The organism is Variovorax boronicumulans (genome assembly GCF_009811375.1).
Lineage (GTDB): Bacteria > Pseudomonadota > Gammaproteobacteria > Burkholderiales > Burkholderiaceae_C > Variovorax > Variovorax boronicumulans.
The window spans coordinates 4238829-4253354 of sequence record NZ_BKDH01000001.1 but is presented as its reverse complement, the minus strand read 5'-3'; the positions used below and the strand labels follow the sequence as shown (position 1 = coordinate 4253354).

General features: G+C 69.5%; 18 protein-coding genes. 12 read left to right on the top strand and 6 right to left on the bottom strand.

Annotated elements, in window-relative coordinates; all coding sequences use genetic code 11:
• The first annotated feature begins 13 nt into the window (after positions 1–13).
• Positions 14–967, top strand: a complete 954-nt coding sequence (locus VHAB30_RS19645; RefSeq protein WP_070063637.1) for a DMT family transporter — start codon at positions 14–16, stop codon at positions 965–967.
• Positions 968–1010: 43 nt separating this feature from the next.
• Entirely contained in the window at positions 1011–1802 is a 792-nt protein-coding gene (locus tag VHAB30_RS19640) for an SDR family oxidoreductase (protein WP_159278207.1), read from the top strand.
• 19 nt (positions 1803–1821) lie between these two features.
• Here VHAB30_RS19640 and VHAB30_RS19635 read toward each other — a convergent pair whose 3' ends face one another.
• Positions 1822–2733: a DMT family transporter gene (locus tag VHAB30_RS19635; RefSeq protein WP_159278206.1), complete on the bottom strand. Its 912-nt coding sequence runs from the start codon at positions 2731–2733 to the stop codon at positions 1822–1824.
• A gap of 109 nt (positions 2734–2842) precedes the next feature.
• On the opposite strand from VHAB30_RS19635, the gene VHAB30_RS19630 reads away from it, so the two are divergent.
• Positions 2843–3829, top strand: a complete 987-nt coding sequence (locus VHAB30_RS19630; protein WP_159278205.1) for a quinone oxidoreductase family protein — start codon at positions 2843–2845, stop codon at positions 3827–3829.
• Between the two features lie 109 nt (positions 3830–3938).
• Positions 3939–4361: a response regulator gene (locus VHAB30_RS19625; protein WP_095743895.1), complete on the top strand. Its 423-nt coding sequence runs from the start codon at positions 3939–3941 to the stop codon at positions 4359–4361.
• Here VHAB30_RS19625 and VHAB30_RS19620 read toward each other — a convergent pair.
• On the bottom strand, positions 4321–5247 hold the full coding sequence (locus VHAB30_RS19620; protein WP_159278204.1) for a LysR family transcriptional regulator: 927 nt from the start codon (positions 5245–5247) through the stop codon (positions 4321–4323). The two genes, VHAB30_RS19625 and VHAB30_RS19620, sit on opposite strands and share 41 nt — an antisense overlap.
• A 70-nt stretch (positions 5248–5317) precedes the next feature.
• Between VHAB30_RS19620 and VHAB30_RS19615 the strand changes: the two genes are divergently transcribed.
• From VHAB30_RS19615 to VHAB30_RS19605, 4 genes are all read left to right on the top strand, one after another.
• The gene (locus VHAB30_RS19615; RefSeq protein WP_159278203.1) at positions 5318–6325 is read left to right on the top strand and encodes a bile acid:sodium symporter family protein; all 1008 of its coding nucleotides are present in this window, start codon (positions 5318–5320) and stop codon (positions 6323–6325) included.
• A 157-nt stretch (positions 6326–6482) separates the two neighbouring features.
• Positions 6483–7643 (top strand): porin, encoded by a 1161-nt coding sequence (locus tag VHAB30_RS19610; RefSeq protein WP_159278202.1) that lies wholly within the window; start codon positions 6483–6485, stop codon positions 7641–7643.
• Between the two features lie 80 nt (positions 7644–7723).
• Entirely contained in the window at positions 7724–7900 is a 177-nt protein-coding gene (locus VHAB30_RS31060; protein ID WP_216850745.1) for a hypothetical protein, read from the top strand.
• Positions 7901–7913: 13 nt separating this feature from the next.
• Entirely contained in the window at positions 7914–8522 is a 609-nt protein-coding gene (locus VHAB30_RS19605) for a sensor histidine kinase (RefSeq protein ID WP_159278201.1), read from the top strand.
• Here VHAB30_RS19605 and VHAB30_RS19600 read toward each other — a convergent pair.
• The gene (locus VHAB30_RS19600) at positions 8511–9467 is read right to left on the bottom strand and encodes a LysR family transcriptional regulator (protein WP_159278200.1); all 957 of its coding nucleotides are present in this window, start codon (positions 9465–9467) and stop codon (positions 8511–8513) included. The genes VHAB30_RS19605 and VHAB30_RS19600 overlap by 12 nt on opposite strands.
• A 152-nt stretch (positions 9468–9619) precedes the next feature.
• Here VHAB30_RS19600 and VHAB30_RS19595 point away from each other — a divergent pair, with 152 nt between their 5' ends.
• Positions 9620–10498: a pirin family protein gene (locus VHAB30_RS19595; protein ID WP_159278199.1), complete on the top strand. Its 879-nt coding sequence runs from the start codon at positions 9620–9622 to the stop codon at positions 10496–10498.
• Positions 10499–10535: 37 nt separating this feature from the next.
• On the opposite strand, the gene ureG is transcribed toward VHAB30_RS19595, so the two are convergent.
• The 3 genes from ureG to ureE all read right to left on the bottom strand — a co-directional run bounded on the left by ureG (position 10536) and on the right by ureE (position 12619).
• On the bottom strand, positions 10536–11186 hold the full coding sequence (gene ureG, locus VHAB30_RS19590; RefSeq protein ID WP_159278198.1) for an urease accessory protein UreG: 651 nt from the start codon (positions 11184–11186) through the stop codon (positions 10536–10538).
• Positions 11187–11207: 21 nt separating this feature from the next.
• Entirely contained in the window at positions 11208–11879 is a 672-nt protein-coding gene (locus VHAB30_RS19585) for an urease accessory protein UreF (protein ID WP_159278197.1), read from the bottom strand.
• A gap of 149 nt (positions 11880–12028) precedes the next feature.
• On the bottom strand, positions 12029–12619 hold the full coding sequence (gene ureE / locus VHAB30_RS19580; protein WP_159278196.1) for an urease accessory protein UreE: 591 nt from the start codon (positions 12617–12619) through the stop codon (positions 12029–12031).
• 71 nt (positions 12620–12690) lie between these two features.
• Here ureE and VHAB30_RS19575 point away from each other — a divergent pair, with 71 nt between their 5' ends.
• From VHAB30_RS19575 to VHAB30_RS19565, 3 genes are all read left to right on the top strand, one after another.
• The gene (locus tag VHAB30_RS19575) at positions 12691–12918 is read left to right on the top strand and encodes an AbrB/MazE/SpoVT family DNA-binding domain-containing protein (RefSeq protein WP_095743901.1); all 228 of its coding nucleotides are present in this window, start codon (positions 12691–12693) and stop codon (positions 12916–12918) included.
• Complete coding sequence (locus tag VHAB30_RS19570) at positions 12915–13319, top strand: type II toxin-antitoxin system death-on-curing family toxin (RefSeq protein ID WP_095743902.1); 405 nt, start codon at positions 12915–12917, stop codon at positions 13317–13319. Before VHAB30_RS19575 ends, VHAB30_RS19570 begins: the two co-directional genes overlap by 4 nt.
• 133 nt (positions 13320–13452) lie before the next feature.
• Complete coding sequence (locus VHAB30_RS19565; protein WP_159278195.1) at positions 13453–14391, top strand: AraC-like ligand-binding domain-containing protein; 939 nt, start codon at positions 13453–13455, stop codon at positions 14389–14391.
• Positions 14392–14526 lie beyond the last annotated feature (135 nt).

Below are 14526 nucleotides of genomic sequence, written 5' to 3'. Positions count from 1 at the left end.
GGATGATCGGGGGATGAACAAGACAGCCGCATCGGTCGGCATTCCCCCGCACGGACACGAGGCCGCCCGCAAGGGCTACGCCACCGGCCTCGTCCTGGCCACGCTGGGCGCCATCGCCTTCAGCGGCAAGGCCATCATCGTCAAGCTGGCGTACCGCTACGGCGTCGACGCCATCACGCTCATCATGCTGCGCATGCTCTTCGCGCTGCCGCTGTTCGCGCTGATGGCGTGGTGGGCCGGGCGCGGCAAGCCCGCACTCACGACGCGCGACTGGCTCGGCATCCTCGGGCTCGGCTTCTCGGGCTACTACCTCGCGAGCTTTCTCGACTTTGCCGGGCTGGCCTACATCTCGGCCAGCTTCGAGCGGCTGATTCTTTACCTCAACCCCACGCTGGTGCTGTTCTTCGGCTGGCTGCTGTACCGGCGCCGCCCGACGCGCCCGCAGGTGTTCGGCATGGTCGTGAGCTATGCCGGCGTGCTGCTGGTGTTCGGCCACGAACTGTGGACCGGCGGCGACGGCAAGGGCGGCGGCGCGGCCGCATGGGGCGCGTTCCTCGTGTTCCTGAGCGCCGTGAGCTATGCGGGCTACCTCGTGTACAGCGGGGAGTTCGTCAAGCGGCTGGGCTCGCTGCGGCTCGTGGGGCTGGCGACCACCGTGGCCTGCGTGCTGTGCATCCTGCAGTTCGTGCTGACGCGGCCGATGAGCGCGGCGATGGCGGTGGCGCCCGAGGTGATCTGGCTGTCGGTGCTCAACGCCACGCTCTGCACGGCGGTGCCTGTCCTCATGGTGATGATGGCCATCGAGCGCATCGGCCCCGCCATTGCGGCACAAACCGGCATGATCGGGCCCCTGTCGACCATCCTCATGGGGGTGGTCATACTGGGTGAGCCGTTCACCGCGTGGATCGCGGCCGGCACGGTGCTCGTCATCGCGGGCATCTTCGTTTTCACACGCAAGGGGCGTTAGCCGTCCTTGCAACATCGATCGATCGATCGACTGGAGCAAACACATGGATCTGGGCATTGCAGGCAGGACCGCACTCGTGTGCGGCGCGAGCAAGGGGTTGGGCTACGGCTGCGCCGAGGCGCTGGTGCGCGAAGGCGTCAACGTGGTGATCGTGGCGCGCGGCGCCGAGGCGCTCGATGCGGCTGCGAAGCAGCTGGTGGCGGTGGCCGGGCCCTCGGGCCCCTTCGTCAAGCAGGTGGCGGCCGACATCACCACCGAAGCCGGCCGCGCGGCCGTGTTCGCGCTGGGCCACGACTTCGACATCGTCGTCACCAACGCCGGCGGCCCGCCGCCCGGCGACTTCCGCAACTGGGACCGCGAGGCGTGGATCAAGGCGGTCGACGCCAACATGCTCACGCCCATCGAGCTCATCAAGGCCACGGTGGATGGCATGGCGAAACGCGGCTTCGGTCGCATCGTCAACATCACGTCGAGTTCGGTGAAGTCGCCGATCGACATCCTGGGCCTGTCGAACGGCGCGCGCAGCGGCCTCACGGGCTTCGTGGCCGGCGTGGCGCGCACGTCGGTGGCGGCGCAGGGCGTGACCATCAACAACCTGCTGCCGGGCTCCTTCGAGACCGACCGCCTCAAGGGCACGATGGCCGGCGCGGCGCAGAAGTCGGGCCAGGACTTCGACACCGTGTGGGAAGCGCGCAAGAAGAACATTCCGGCCAAGCGCTTCGGCAATCCGGCGGAGTTCGGCGCGATCTGCGCGTTCCTGTGCAGCATGCAGGCCGGCTACATGACCGGGCAAAACGTGCTCGCCGACGGCGGCGCCTACCCCGGCACTTACTGACCGACGCAGCGGCGCGCGTTCAGCGCCGCGACGACACCACGATCCCGCCGACGATCAGCACGAAGGCGGCGCCGTGGTACCAGGACGGCGCCTCGCCGAGGAAGGCCGCCGACAGCACGGCCGCGAACAGCGGCGTGAGGTTCATGAAGATGCTCGCCGCCTGCGGGCCCGCGCGTTGCACGCCGGTGCCCCAGCAGCGGTAGGCCAGCACGGCGGGGCCGATGCCGATGAACAGCATCGCCGCAATGAGCGGCCAGCCCAGGTCGAGGTGGGCGGACGTGAACGTCCACTCGCCGGCGGCCAGTGCGCCTGACCACGCGACACCGAACACCAATTGCGCCATCAAGAAGGCGGCCCAGTCGCCGCGCACGTTGGCGGGCTCGTGCGTGCGCGCGAGCAGCCAGCTGTAGAAGGCCCAGGCGATGGTGCCCGCGATCATGTACAGGTCGCCCGGCACCAGCCGCAGCGCCAGCAGCTGCTGCCACTCGCCGCGGCTCAGCACCAGCAGCACGCCCAGCATCGACAGCAGCGCGCCGCCCAGCGCGCGCCGGCTGACGCGCGCGCCGAAGCACAGCGTGCCCACGGCCAGCATCCACAGCGGCAGGCTGGAGCCCACCAGCGTGACGTTGATCGGCGTGGAGGTCTGCAGCGCCAGGTACTGGAAGGCGTTGTACAGGCCGATGCCCAGCAGGCCCAGCAGTGCGTAGCGCCGCCAGTGCGCCCACAGCGGGCTGTCGCGGCGCAGCACCCAGGCCGCCAGCGGCAGCAGCAGCACGAACGCGATCACCCAGCGCACGAAGTTCAGCGTCAGCGGCGACACCAGCGCACGCACCAGCCGGCCGACCACGGCATTGCCGGCCCACAGCAGCGGCGGCACGGTGAGGAGCAGGGCGGTGAGGGGCGTGAGGCGGTGGTGCGATGCGGACGACATGGCCGCCGACTCTACCGGGCCCGCACGGAGACCGTGCCGCGTCGAGAAAAAGGCAAACGTGGCACGATGCCCGTCCCATTCTTTTTTCCCCTGCGTGGAGACAGCAACGATGTTGAGCAAAGCCGTCCGTATCGACCGCCACGGCGGTCCCGAGGAACTGAAGATCGTCGAGGTCGAGGTGGGCGAGCCCGGCCCCGGCGAGATCCGCATCCGCCACAAGGCCGTGGGCCTGAACTTCATCGACACCTACCAGCGCACCGGCCTGTACCCGTTCCAGATGCCGCTGCAGCTGGGCATGGAAGCCTCGGGCCTCGTCGAGGCAGTGGGCGAGGGCGTGACGCACCTGAAGGTGGGCGACCGCGCCGCCTACGCGAGCCAGCCGCCCGGCGCCTACTGCGAGCTGCGCGTGATGCCGGCCAAGTGCGTGTGCAAGCTGCCCGACGACATCTCCTTCGAGACCGGCGCGGCCATGATGCTCAAGGGCCTCACCGCGCAGTACCTGCTGAAGAAGACGCTGCCCGCCGAGGGCCTGCAGCCCGGCGACTTCGTGCTGTTCCATGCGGCGGCCGGCGGTGTCGGACTCATCGCCTGCCAGTGGGCCAGGGCGCTCGGCCTGCAGCTCATCGGCACGGCCGGCAGCGATGCCAAGTGCCAGCTCGCGCTGGCGCACGGCGCGGCGCACGCCATCAACTACAGCACCGAGAACTTCGCGGCGCGCGTGAAGGAGATCACCGGCGGCCAGGGCGTGAAGGTGGTGTACGACTCGGTGGGCAAGGACACCTTCGAGGGCTCCGTCGACAGCCTGCGCCCCTTCGGCCTGCTGGCGATCTTCGGCAACGGCTCGGGCCCGGTGCCGCCGGTCAACCTCGGCCTGCTGGCCTCGAAGGGCTCGCTCTACGTGACGCGCCCGACGCTGTTCACGCACATCGCCACGCGCGAGCGCACGCAGGCCATGGCCGACGACCTGTTCGCGGTGGTGCAAAGCGGCGCGGTGAAGATCCCGATCGACCAGCGCTACGCCCTGGCCGACGTGCAGCAGGCGCACCGCGACCTCGAGGCGCGCAAGACCACGGGCTGCACGATCCTCACGCTCTGAACCAGCGCACGGGCCAGCGGGTGATGTCCTACGCGTGGTGGGGTGTCACACCTTCGACTTGTGGCGGGCGCAATTTGTAGCCTGCACTTGTCCCTTTGCAGAGCCCGCCATGACCACCGTCCGCGCTTTCATCGTCGAAGACAACCCCGCCCAGCGCGCCAGCCTGGCGGGCACGCTGCGCGAAATGGCGCGCATCGATCCGGTCGGCCAGGCCGAATCGGAGGCGGAGGGCACGCGCTGGCTCACGCGCAACCCGGCGCTGTGGGACCTGGCCATCGTCGACCTGTTCCTGGGCGACGGCACCGGCTTCAGCGTGCTCGAAGCCTGCCGCAACCGCGACCCGAGGCAGAAGATGGTGGTGCTCAGCAACCACGCCACGCCCGAGACGCGCCGCAAGTGCGCGCAGCTCGGCGCCGACGCGGTGTTCGACAAGGCCACCGAGGTCGAGGAGCTGATCGACTTCTGCGTGCGCCAGCGGCAGGAGCGCTTCTTCAGCGCGCCTTCGTCGGCCGGGCCGCGGGCGCCTCACTGAGCGCCGCCGTCTCGCGCACCATGCGCCAGACCCGCTGCGCCAGCGGCGACAGTTCGCGGTTGCGGCGCCGGATCAGCATGATCGCGCGCTGCACGTTCGGCACCAGCGGGCGCACCACCAGCCGCGCCAGCCCTTCGGGTGGCAGCGACAGGCCCGGCATCACGCTGATGCCGATGCCGGCCTCGACCATGCGGAACACGGTGGTCGCATGGCCCAGCTGCTGCTTCACGTCGCAGCGCGCGCCGTGCCGCTCCAGCGCCTGGTCGATGAGGCGCCGGCTGCCCGAGGCATGGTCGAGCAGCACCAGCGGCTGGCCGTCGAGCGCCGACCAGTTCACCGAGGCCTTCTTTTCCGTCAGCCGGTGGCCGGGCAGCGTGACCACCATGAAGGGGTCGGCGAGGATCGACTCGCAGTGCAGGTCGTCGGCCTCGGAAGGCTCGATCACCACGCCGAAGTCGACCTCGCCGCTGCGCACGCTGTCCAGCACGTCCTGCTGGATGCGGTCGAGCAGCAGGAACTGGATGCCCGGGGCCTGCACCGCGCAGGCCGCGATGCAGTCGGGCATGAGGTTGGCCGAGAGCGTGGGGCTGCTGGCCACGCGCACCTTGCCGCCGCGCGCGCTGGCCAGGCCGGCCACGTCCTGCAGGGTCTGGTCGAGTTCGTCGAGCACGCGATCGAGCCGCGCCGCGAACGAGTGGCCGGCTTCGGTCAGCACCACCTCGCGCGTGGTGCGGTCCAGCAGCTTGAGGCCGAGCTGGGCCTCGAGCTCCGAGATCGACCGGCTCACCGCCGGCTGGCTCAGGCCCACCTGGTCGCCGGCACGGCTGAAGTTGCGGCCCTCGGCCACCGAGCGAAAGACGCGGAGTTGGCGCAGCGTGACGTTCATGCGCTCAAATCATATATCCATCCGATAAATCCATTTCTCTTTTGAATGGTCGGAAGGTCCAATGCAGGGCATGGCACGTTCACGCTTTCTCCCCGACAACTTCACGCTCACGCTCGTCGCGGTCGTCACCCTGGCCAGCCTGCTGCCCGCCAGCGGCCGCGTGGCGCATTTCTTCGAGGGCCTGACCACGGTCGCGATCGGGCTGCTGTTCTTCCTGCACGGCGCCAAGCTGTCGCGCGAGGCGATCCTCGCGGGCATCACGCATTGGCGGCTGCACCTGCTGGTGTTCGCCTGTACCTTCATCCTGTTCCCGGTGCTGGGGCTCGCGCTGCGGCCTGTGCTGGGGCCGCTGGTGACGCCGCAGCTGTACACGGGCGTGCTGTTCCTGTGCGTGCTGCCGGCGACGGTGCAGTCGGCCATCGCCTTCACGGCCATGGCGCGCGGCAACATGCCGGCCGCCATCTGCAGCGCCTCGGCCTCGACGCTGCTGGGCGTGTTCATCACGCCGGTGCTGGTGAGCCTGGTGGTGCTGCCCGAGGGTGGCGCGGTGGCGTCGTCTTCGTCGCTCGACGCGATCGGGCGCATCCTGCTGCAGCTGCTGGTGCCGTTCGTCATCGGCCACCTGTCGCGCCCGCTGATCGGCAAGTGGATCCAGAAGCGCGCCGCGGTGCTGAAGTTCGTGGACCAGGGCTCGATCCTGCTGGTGGTCTACACGGCCTTCAGCGCGGCGGTGATCGAAGGGCTCTGGAAGCAGATTCCCGTGAGCGCGCTGCTGGGGCTGCTGCTGGTGTGCGGCGTGCTGCTGGCGCTGGCGCTGGGCCTGACGACCTTCATGGCGCGGCGCTTCGGCTTCAGCGTCGAGGACGAGATCACCATCGTCTTCTGCGGCTCCAAGAAGAGCCTGGCGAGCGGGATTCCGATGGCGAAGGTGCTGTTCGCCTCGCACGCTGTCGGTGCGATCGTGCTGCCGCTGATGCTGTTCCACCAGATGCAGCTGATGGTGTGCGCGGTGCTGGCGCAGCGCTACGCACGGCGCGCGGCGCCAGCCCCGGCGCCTGCGCTGCGCACGGCCGAGTAGGCTGCCGGCGCAGGGTGTTCACTCCCCGGCCGGCGCGTGAACGCAAAACAACACCCGCGAGGGGAGGGCTGGCGTCCACCAGATTCCTCCAATTTTGAACAGGACCATCCGGTCAGCGGCTCGATGAAGAGCAGCTGAAAACCCCGGAGAAACCTGAATGAAGAAATCCCTCACGGCACTCGCCGCGCTGGCCGTCACCGGCCTGGCCTCTGCCCAATCGTCGGTCACCCTGTTCGGCGTCGTCGATGCCGGCGTGAGCTACCAGAGCGCCACGTCGCGCAACCCCGTCACGGGCACCACCAGCAAGCAGAGCCAATGGAGCCTGGCCAACTCGGGCTACAACTCCAGCCGCATCGGCTTTCGCGGCACGGAAGACCTGGGCGGCGGGCTCGCGGCCAGCTTCTGGCTCGAGGCGCCGATCAGCAACGATGACGGCGCCACCGGCATCGCCAACTTCAACCGCCGCTCCACCGTCAGCCTGTCGGGCGGCTTCGGCGAAGTGCGGCTGGGCCGCGACTACACGGCCACGTTCTGGAACGACACGGTGTTCGACCCGTTCGGCACCAACGGCTCGGGCTCCAGCGTGATCAACACGGTGAGCGGCAGCACCGCGCTGGGCAACACGAACTACGTGCGCGCCAGCAACATGGTCGGCTACTTCCTGCCGCCCAACCTCGGCGGCTTCTACGGCCAGCTGCAGTACAGCCTGAACGAGAACACGAAGACCAGCGCGACCGACACCACCGCTGCCACCAGCAGCAGTGCGGGCCGCTACGTCGGCGGGCGTTTCGGCTATGCGAACGGGCCGCTGGACATCGCGCTGGCGGTGGGCCAGAACGTGGCGGTCGACACCACCACGCTCACGCGCAAGGTGCAGACCATCAACCTCGGCGCGTCGTACGACTTCGGTCCGGTCAAGCTGTTCGGCGAGCTGTCGAACGTGAAGAACAAGTTCGACCTCGCGGCGCTGGGCAACCGCCATGACAGCTACAACGGCTACCTGATCGGCGCGAGCATGCCGGTGGGCGCGGGCCTGATCCGCGCGTCGTACTCGACCGTGCGCTACAACGAAGGCGCGGTGGGCATCACGGGCGACGACCCGCGCGCGAACAAGCTCGCGATCGGCTACGTGCACAACCTGTCCAAGCGCACGGCGCTGTACGCCACCGTGGCGCGCGTGAGCAACCGCAACGACGCGAACTACACGGGCAGCCTCACGGCCGCCAGCACCACGGGCTACGGCAGCACCGGCGTGGGCTACACGGGCCTGCCGCGTTCGTCGACGGGCTACGACTTCGGCATTCGCCACGCGTTCTGATCGGCTTCCGTTCGCGTGCGGCGGCGCTGCCGGCGCACGCGAACGGGCCCTGCCGTCGAACACGCAACGCATCGATCCCCATGATCCGACTTCATCACCTCGCAGGCGTGCTGGCGGCACTCGGCCTGTCGGGCTGCATCGTGCTGCCGCCGCCTCTTTATCCGCCCGGGCCACCGCCGGGGTTTCGCGAAGGGCCCCCGCCACGCTGCGAGGCCCCGAGCGGCTGCGCGCGGCCGGCCTTTCCCGAAACGCGCTGAGGGACTGTCGACCATGTACGGCAGTTCACTCGGTCTGGTCATCGCCACGCTCATCGGCCTCGGCCTGGCCGGCGTGCTCGCGCTGATGGGCGCGCTGTTCGTCGCCAACGCCCGCGCGGCCGTGCACGCCCGTGGGCTCGCGCAGCAGGCCCGCACGCTGCAGCGCCAGCAACTGGCGGACAGCCGCGTGCAGGACCTGCGGCCGCTGCTCGGCGCCGAGCCCGGCGACGCAACGGCGCTGCGTCTCGCTGTGGACCTGCCCGCGGAAGCGGTGCCGGTCTTCGGCATTCCGTCGGAGCTGCGCGAGCTGCTGGCCAAGGTGGCCGCGCATGCCGCGCGCGTGATGGCGGCGGGCGCGACGCTGCAGGTGCGCGCGCGCATCGAAGGCACGCAGGCCGTCGTTCACTGGCGCGACCTCGACGCCGACAGCGAACGCCCACCGCTGGCGCGCTTCTTCGACGCGCTCGACGCCGCCTCGCTGGCCAGCGCGCGCATCTGCGAGCGCATCGCGGGGCGCCACGGCGGGCGCATCTATTCGGCGCCGGACGACGGCGGCGTGCTCGGGCTGACGCTGCGCCTGCCGCTGTATGCGCCGGCGGTGACCGCCGGATCAGTCGACTGAGGTGCGCGTCGGCCCCGACGCGGCCGATACGCCCGAAAGCTCGAGGGCTTCGAGCGCCTCGTATTCCACCGCCAGGAAGTCCACCAGCTTGCGCACCGACGGCAGCAGGCCGCGGCGCGAAGGGAACACCGCGTGCACGATGCCGCTGCGCGGCGCCCATTGCGGCAGTGCGTCGACGAGGCGGCCGGCCTGCAGGTCGTCGCGCACCATCATCGTCGGCATCTTGGCCACGCCCACGCCTTGCAGGGCGGCATGCCGCAGCGCGGCCATGTCGTCGGTCACCAGGCGGGGCTGGTGGCGCACCTCGGCGCTCGCGCCGTCGGGGCCCTCGAGCGACCAGGTGTGGTGCGGCTGGGCCGGGCCGAGGTCCAGGCTGGGCAGCAGGCCGATGTCGGCGGGGCTGGCCGGTGCCGTCAGGCCTTCGAGCAGGCGCGGGTGGGCCACCAGCCGCTGCGTGCTGTGGCCCAGCACCTTCATCACCAGGTCGGTGTCCTCGAGCGGCGGAAAGCGCACGCGCAGCGCGAGGTCGAAGCCTTCGCGGATCACGTCGACGCGGCGGTTGGTGCTCTCCAGCTGCACGGTCACGCGCGGGCACTCGGTCATGAAGCGGGCGAGCATCTCGGCCACCTGGTAGTACACCAGCGCCGGCGGGCACGACAGCCGCACCAGCCCCTGCGGCTGGGCCTGCAGGCGGTCGATGGCCTCCTGCGCGGCGTCGGCCTCGACCAGCATAGCCACACAGTGCTCGTAGTACTGGCGGCCGATGTCGGTGACGCTGAAGCGGCGCGTGGAGCGCTGGATCAGGCGCACGCCCAGCCGCTCCTCGAGCAGCGCGATGCGCCGGCTCAGGCTCGACTTGGGCACGCTGAGCGCGCGGCCGGCGGGGGCAAAACCGCCGTGGTCGACCACCTGGGCGTAGTAGTAGAGATCGTTCAGGTCGCGCATGGCTTTTGGGGGCCCTCCGTGCCGTTGATCGTTCGCCAGATGGAACGATGAGGGCGAATTCTGGCATCTACTCAAAGCATCGTTGCGGCCCCATCCTTGATCCATGGCTTTCCCGTTCCGGGCGAGCCGCCAGATGGAAAGGAACACAGACCATGAAGAAGATCCTCGGCACCTACAGCGCACCGCGCCCGCACTGGGTGGGCGACGGTTTTCCCGTGCGCTCGCTGTTCAGCTACGACACGCTGGGCCGCCACGCCAGCCCCTTTTTGCTGCTGGACTACGCCGGCCCGGCCCCCTTCACCCCGACCGCACAGCCGCGCGGGGTGGGCCAGCACCCGCACCGCGGCTTCGAGACCGTGACCATCGTCTACAAGGGCGAGGTGTCGCACCGCGACTCGATCGGGCAGGGCGGCACCATCGGCCCCGGCGACGTGCAGTGGATGACTGCCGGCGCGGGCATCCTGCACGAGGAGTTCCATTCCGAAGCGTTCACGCGCGACGGCGGCGAGCTCGAGATGGTGCAGCTGTGGGTCAACCTGCCCGCCCGGGACAAGATGGCCACGCCGGGCTACCAGGCCATCGTGGATGCGCAGATCCCGTCGGTGCCGCTGCCGGAAGGCGCGGGCAGCGTGCGCGTGATCGCGGGCGACTACCTCGGCCACAAGGGGCCGGCGCGCACCTTCACGCCCATCGACGTGTGGGACCTGCGCCTGAACCAGGGCGCGCAGGTGACGCTGCCGGTGCCCGAAGGCCACACGGCCGCGGTGGTGGTGCTGCGCGGCACGGTGCAGGTGAACGGCGAGACGGTCGTGCGCGACGCGCAGATGGTGCTGCTCGACCGCGCGGGCGACGCGCTCACGCTGGACGCCAACAACGACGCGGTGGTGCTGCTGCTCAGCGGCGAGCCGATCGACGAGCCCATCGTCGGCCACGGCCCGTTCGTGATGAACACACGCGACGAGATCGTGCAGGCGATGAAGGACTTCGGCAGCGGGAAGTTCGGTCAGATGCCGGAGGCCGTGGCGCACTGAGCGCGACGCCGCGTTCGCCGCCGCCCTGGTTGAAGGATCAGGCGGCGGTGAGCATGCCGCGCGTTTCGATGAAGGCCACGACCTCGGCGACGCCGGTGAGCGTCTTGAGGTTGGTCATCACGTAGGGGCGCTGGCGGCGCATGCGCTGGGTGTCCTGTTCCATCACGTCGAGGTTCGCGCCCACGTAGGGCGCGAGGTCGGTCTTGTTGATGACGAACAGGTCGCTCTTGGTGATGCCGGGCCCGCCCTTGCGTGGGATCTTTTCGCCGGCGGCCACATCGATCACGTAGATGGTGAGGTCCGACAGCTCGGGGCTGAAGGTGGCGGCGAGGTTGTCGCCGCCCGATTCGACGAACACGATGTCGGCGTTCGGAAAGTCTTCGAGCATGCGGTCGATGGCCTCGAGGTTGATCGAGGCGTCTTCGCGGATCGCGGTGTGCGGGCAGCCGCCGGTTTCCACGCCCATGATGCGCTCGGCCGGCAGCGCGCCGGCCACGGTGAGCAGGCGCTGGTCTTCCTTGGTGTAGATGTCGTTGGTGATGGCGACCAGGTCGTACTTGTCGCGCATCGCCTTGCAGAGCATTTCGAGCAGCGTGGTCTTGCCCGAGCCGACGGGGCCGCCGATGCCCACGCGCAGCGGCGGGAGCTTCTTGGTGCGATTCGGGATGTGGTGCAGGGCGGAAGTCATGGGCGAAAAGGTCCGGTTCGGTCAGCTTCGGAAGAGGCGGGAATATTGTGTTTCATGGCGGGCCGACAACACCGCCAGCAGGGGCGCGAAGGCCTGGCGCTCGTCGTCGCCCAGGGTCATCGCTCGGTCGACGGCCGCAGGAATTTCGTTCGCGAGCCGCGCCAGGATGCGCTGGCCCGCGCTCTGGCCCAGCGGCACGGCCTTGACGGCGGCGGCCACCATGTTCTCGGCCCAGCCGAAGGCGAAGGCCAAGCAGCCGTCCTGCACGGTGGCTTCGGTGCGGCTGGCGGCGAACGCGAAGGCCACGGGGTAGGTCGCGGGCAGGCCGGCGAAGACCTCGGCCGTGTCGGCATGGTGCAGCTTGAGCCACTCGACGAAGGAGCGGCCCATCTGCTCGGTTTGCAGGAAGAACTCAGCGGATTCGCGGGTGTGCAGCACCCAGTCGTTGAGGGTGCGGATGCGTTGCGCGTCGTTTGCGCGCCAGGCGGTGATCGCCTGGGCGGCCAGGGCGAGGTCGCCGCGCGCGAAGCTCAGGTGCAGCTGGTCGGAGAGCCACTCGGTGGCGCTGGCTTCGGAATGGATGCCGGCCCATTCGACCGCGGCCTCGACGCCTTCGGAGTACGAGAAGCCGCCGACCGGCAGGGCGGGGGAGGCTAGCCAGATGAGCTGGAGGAGGCTGTGCGGGGTTGGCATCTGTTTATTGGCGCGCGCCGCTGTTCAGGGCGCGTGCGCAGGCCACCGGGTACTTCCCTCCGCGAATGTCCCCCGGGCTTCGCCCTCCTCCTTGATTTCGCTGCGGGAAGCACCCAGTGTCCTGCGCACGGGAAGGGCGGTGGGTCATTTCAGTGTGAGTGGCCGTGATCGTCGTCGAGCAGTTCGGGGGCGAGCACGAGGGGCTTCGGGCCGCTCTTGCCGTGGGAATGTCCGTGGTCATGGCCATGGTCGTGGTCATGACTGTGGCCGCCATGCGAATGTCCTTGCGCCCCATACGCGCCGCCTTCGGGCTCGAAGGCTTCTTCGACGGCCACGACGATCAGGTGCATCGAACGCAGCATGTCGGCCAGCACGTGGTCGGGTTCGATCTTCAGGTGGTCGGGCTTGAGCTCGATCGGCACATGCCGGTTGCCCAGGTGGTAGGCCGCGCGCGTCAGGTCGAAGGGCGTGCCGTGGGCGGTGCAGTGCGTGATGCGCAGCACCGGCTGCGGCGCCGCGATCACGCGCACCAGCGAGCCGTCTTCCGCGACCAGCACATCGCCGCCGCGCACCGCGGTGCCGCGCGGCAGGAAGATGCCGATCTGCCGGCCCTGCGAGTCGGTGGCGTCGAAACGGCTTTTCTGGCGCACGTCCCAATCGAGTTCGATGGTGGCGGCACGCTTGAGCAGCACGGGCGCGAGACCGCGGCCCTGGGGCATGAGTTTGTTGGCGGTGAGCATGGCGGGTTGCGACTCCAGATGAGGCAGAATAATATAACGCTTGTTATAACTTTTGCTCGTGGGAGTCCGCCATGTCCGCACTCAAACTGACCCAGATCGGCAACTCGGTCGGTGTCATCCTGCCCAAGGAGGTGCTGGCCAGCATGAAGGTCGGCAAGGGCGACACGGTCTACCTCACGCAGGCCGCGGGTGGCGGCTTCACGCTCACGCCGTACGACGACGCTTTCGAACGCCAGATGGAGGCGGCGCGGCGCGTCATGAAGAAGCGGCGCAACGTGCTGCGCGAACTGGCGAAATGAGCGCGGCCAACCAGGCCTGGGTCTGGCTCAGCCTGCAGTTGATCCATGCGGTGCATGAAGAGCAGCTGGCCGAGCACGGCGGGCCCGCAGGCGTCCGCGACGAGGGCCTTCTGGCCTCGGCCATGGGCCGGCCGCAGAACCGCGCGCTGTACGAATCGCCCGATGCGGCCACGCTGGCCGCCGCCTATGCCTTCGGCATTGCGCGCAACCACCCCTTCACCGACGGCAACAAGCGAACCGCTTTCGTCGCGATGGAAGTGTTTCTCGACCTCAACGGCTTCGAATTGGTGGCGTCCGACCATGACTGCGTGCTCATCACGCTGAAGCTCGCCGAAGGCGGGCTGGACGAAGACGCGCTCGCCCAGTGGATTCGTGAGCACCTGGCACCACGGAACGACTGAAGCGGCGCGCGCGGCGCGGGTGAGTGAAGACGCAGGCATGGGCACGGTGCAACAAGGGTTCCTCCTCCTGTAGCAAGTACCGGGCCCCGCGCAGGGCTTGCCTGCGCGCCCCATCCGCCCCAGCATCCGCGTCATGAACAGCCTGGCCTACCTGACGACCGACGTTGCCACCCCGCTGCGTTTCGACTACTGGCACGACGTCGTGTGCCGCCACTGCATTCCCGCGGCCAGCCGTGCGATGACGGCCGAGCCGTTCGAAGGGCGGCTCGACGTGCGCGAGGTGGGCGCGGTCAGCGTCAACCGCATGTCGGCGCCGATGCATCACTGGTCGCGCGACGCGCCCCACCTGCGCCGGCACCCACTGGACGACCTGTGGCTGGCGTTCGTGCAGGAGGGCGAGGGCACCTTGGTGCAAGGCGGGCGGCAGGGGCGGCTGCGCAGTGGCGACATGGTTCTCTACGACGCCGGCCGGCCGTTCGAATGCACGCTGGACGCGCGCTCGGTCTACCTGGCGCGCATGCCGCGCCGGCTGCTGCTGCGGCGCTTCGCGAAGGCCGAAGACTTCACCGCCCGCACCATCGCCGCGGACCGCCCCGGCGCGGCGCCGCTGCACGCGATGCTTCGGGAGACGGCGAACCCGGCCTTTGCGCAGCCGCATTCCGTCGCCGCCGAGCGCTTCGGCGGCGCGCTCATCGATCTGCTGGCCGTGACGCTCGAACTCCAGCAGGACGGGACTGGTGACGCCAGCGCCGAGCATGGCCTGCACGCACGCATGACGGCTTACATCGAACGCCACTTGGACGACCCGGCGCTCTCGCTCGAGGCGCTGGCGCAGGCGCACCACGTCTCGGCGCGCACCGTGGCGCGGGCGTTCGCGCGCCAGGGCGCCACGGCGATGGGCGCGGTCTGGCAGGCGCGCCTGGCGGCCAGCCGCGAGGCGCTGGTGGGCGGGCGCGCGCACAGCGTGACCGACGTCGCGTTCCAGCACGGGTTTTCCGACCTGTCGCATTTCAGCCGGGTCTTCCGCAAGGCCTACGGCTGTGCGCCGCACACGCTGCTGAAGCCGCGCTGAGCGCCGCGCGCGGGGTGTCCGCCCCAGCACAAGTGCATGTCCGGAAGAGACCAGCGCGGGCCGCCCCGCGCCGATAAGGTTCGCCCGGGGTGGCAGTGTCGCCACTTGGATTCGGACCTTCTTTCTCAACCCTAC

What these genes read in the sequence shown, in the direction of transcription:
- VHAB30_RS31060 (WP_216850745.1), top strand. Translation starts at nt 7,724, where the DNA reads ATGATCCGACTTCATCACCTCGCAGGCGTGCTGGCGGCACTCGGCCTG.
- VHAB30_RS19635 (WP_159278206.1), bottom strand. Translation starts at nt 2,733, where the DNA reads ATGTCGTCCGCATCGCACCACCGCCTCACGCCCCTCACCGCCCTGCTC.
- VHAB30_RS19625 (WP_095743895.1), top strand. Translation starts at nt 3,939, where the DNA reads ATGACCACCGTCCGCGCTTTCATCGTCGAAGACAACCCCGCCCAGCGC.
- VHAB30_RS19615 (WP_159278203.1), top strand. Translation starts at nt 5,318, where the DNA reads ATGGCACGTTCACGCTTTCTCCCCGACAACTTCACGCTCACGCTCGTC.
- VHAB30_RS19600 (WP_159278200.1), bottom strand. Translation starts at nt 9,467, where the DNA reads ATGCGCGACCTGAACGATCTCTACTACTACGCCCAGGTGGTCGACCAC.
- VHAB30_RS19595 (WP_159278199.1), top strand. Translation starts at nt 9,620, where the DNA reads ATGAAGAAGATCCTCGGCACCTACAGCGCACCGCGCCCGCACTGGGTG.
- VHAB30_RS19630 (WP_159278205.1), top strand. Translation starts at nt 2,843, where the DNA reads ATGTTGAGCAAAGCCGTCCGTATCGACCGCCACGGCGGTCCCGAGGAA.
- VHAB30_RS19645 (WP_070063637.1), top strand. Translation starts at nt 14, where the DNA reads ATGAACAAGACAGCCGCATCGGTCGGCATTCCCCCGCACGGACACGAG.
- VHAB30_RS19585 (WP_159278197.1), bottom strand. Translation starts at nt 11,879, where the DNA reads ATGCCAACCCCGCACAGCCTCCTCCAGCTCATCTGGCTAGCCTCCCCC.
- VHAB30_RS19605 (WP_159278201.1), top strand. Translation starts at nt 7,914, where the DNA reads ATGTACGGCAGTTCACTCGGTCTGGTCATCGCCACGCTCATCGGCCTC.
- ureG (WP_159278198.1), bottom strand. Translation starts at nt 11,186, where the DNA reads ATGACTTCCGCCCTGCACCACATCCCGAATCGCACCAAGAAGCTCCCG.
- ureE (WP_159278196.1), bottom strand. Translation starts at nt 12,619, where the DNA reads ATGCTCACCGCCAACAAACTCATGCCCCAGGGCCGCGGTCTCGCGCCC.
- VHAB30_RS19610 (WP_159278202.1), top strand. Translation starts at nt 6,483, where the DNA reads ATGAAGAAATCCCTCACGGCACTCGCCGCGCTGGCCGTCACCGGCCTG.
- VHAB30_RS19640 (WP_159278207.1), top strand. Translation starts at nt 1,011, where the DNA reads ATGGATCTGGGCATTGCAGGCAGGACCGCACTCGTGTGCGGCGCGAGC.
- VHAB30_RS19620 (WP_159278204.1), bottom strand. Translation starts at nt 5,247, where the DNA reads ATGAACGTCACGCTGCGCCAACTCCGCGTCTTTCGCTCGGTGGCCGAG.
- VHAB30_RS19575 (WP_095743901.1), top strand. Translation starts at nt 12,691, where the DNA reads ATGTCCGCACTCAAACTGACCCAGATCGGCAACTCGGTCGGTGTCATC.
- VHAB30_RS19570 (WP_095743902.1), top strand. Translation starts at nt 12,915, where the DNA reads ATGAGCGCGGCCAACCAGGCCTGGGTCTGGCTCAGCCTGCAGTTGATC.
- VHAB30_RS19565 (WP_159278195.1), top strand. Translation starts at nt 13,453, where the DNA reads ATGAACAGCCTGGCCTACCTGACGACCGACGTTGCCACCCCGCTGCGT.